Source organism: Zobellia sp. OII3 (assembly GCF_002211465.1).
Taxonomy (GTDB): Bacteria; Bacteroidota; Bacteroidia; order Flavobacteriales; family Flavobacteriaceae; genus Zobellia; species Zobellia galactanivorans.
Genome location: NZ_MWRZ01000030.1, coordinates 1 through 1,655, shown reverse-complemented (window position 1 = coordinate 1,655; position 1,655 = coordinate 1). Strand labels below are relative to the sequence as shown.

At 49.7% G+C, this 1,655-nt stretch carries 1 protein-coding gene; it reads right to left on the bottom strand.

The window, feature by feature from the left end:
* Positions 1-37: 37 nt before the first annotated feature.
* The gene (locus B4Q04_RS22340; RefSeq protein ID WP_088698186.1) at positions 38-1,588 is read right to left on the bottom strand and encodes an IS1182 family transposase; all 1,551 of its coding nucleotides are present in this window, start codon (positions 1,586-1,588) and stop codon (positions 38-40) included.
* Between the last annotated feature and the right edge of the window lie 67 nt (positions 1,589-1,655).

Sequence of the window (1,655 nt, the reverse complement as noted above, 5' to 3'; positions counted from 1 at the left end):
CAGTCTGTCTCAAAACCACCTTTGATTTTGAATAAATTTAAGCAATTTGTGGTACAATGGATATCGGCCTGAAAGAAGGTTGGATTTTCATAAATAGGGATATAGGGTCCAAGAGCGCATATTTCGGTCTCACAAGGAAGAAAAGGAACATTTTAAGGATGTTATTTCGGTGTTTTTCCCTGGTTTCGGGCTTCCAACCTAATTTGATAAGTCTTTTTAAATTATACGCTAATGCAATAAGCCCAAAGTCTGCACTGGCCGCAGGGATTCCCTTTTTGGTGATGATGTGGTCAAAGCCCCATTGCCTTTTTATGGTGCCGAAGGGATGTTCGACCAAGGCCTGTCGTTTTTTGTAAACATCTGGTCGTTCCGCTACCCTACGGGCGTTGCGTTCGATGAATCCGGAGAACTCACTGCGTTGTAGGATCTTGCCGTTTTGCTTTGCCGATGTGCATCGGTTTCGGACCGGACAATTTTTGCACGCTTTCGTCTTGTATTGTTTGAACCGATAGTTGCGTGCCCTGTACCAGTTTCCGTTACTGGTAAGCTCATGGCCCTGTGGGCAGCGATAGCTGTCCCGTTGTGGGTCGAAGTTAAAATGTTCGGCGTTATATGCCGGATCCGGTGCTTGGCTGGCACGGCCGATACCGGGCACGGCCACCAGGGTGTCGATGCCAAGATCGCTCGCCACCTTGAACTCGCTTCCGGTATGGTAGCCTTTGTCATATAGGGCGGTAAAGGTATTGGTGCCCAAAATGGCCTTTGCCCTTCTGAGCATACCGCCCATGGCCTTTTTGTCGTTTTGGTTGGTGATCTTGTAATCGATCAGGAGCTTATGGTCGGCATCCACCGATGTCTGTGCCGTATAACAGACTTCCGTGATGGAGCCCCTCACGATCTGGTGTCGGCTGTCCGGATCACTGCTGGAGATCTGTGGGTTTTCCGTGGAGGTATCGTCACGCAGTTCCTTTTGGATGCGTACATACCTTTCCCGTTGCCGTTCCCTGTTCTTTGCCAGCTTACGGATATCCTCCTTTCGGTCACCGTCCGCCTCGGCCAGCTCCTGTTGGTGCTCCTCGAGCTTTTTATCGATGTATTCAATGTGGCGTGCGACCTTCTTCAGGTTGAAGTTGTTCTTTTTGCTGTTCTGCGCCCTGAGTTTGGTGGAATCCCCGGCAATGAGGGTCGCACCGATCAGCTCGTGGTTCCTGGCAATGGACACCGTGGCTCGGAACACCCGTTTTATCGCCTTGGAATTGTCCTTTCTAAAACGGGCAATAGTATTATGGTCGGGTTTTAGGTTGCCTAGCAGCCACATCAGTTCGATGTTGCGGGCACACTCCAGCTCTAAATTTCTAGACGAACGTATCCGGTTCAAATACCCATAGATGTAAAGCTTCAAGAGATCAGCGGGGTCATAGGGCGGACGCCCTTGCGATGCCATGGGCCCAAACCCTAAGGTCTGTAGGTCCAGACCGTCCACAAAACGGTCAATGGTGCGTGCCGAATTTTCCTCGCCGATCATATCGTCCAGACAAGTGGTGTAGAGGGTAAGCTGGGTACGGGATTGTTTCTGTTGATACTCCATACTTAAAGATAAGGAATATCGAACCTTGCGAGGTAAAGCTATCTTTAAGTATTGAGACAGTCTGACG

Coding starts and splice junctions, on each gene's coding strand:
- B4Q04_RS22340 (WP_088698186.1), bottom strand. CDS start 1,588: ATGGAGTATCAACAGAAACAATCCCGTACCCAGCTTACCCTCTACACC.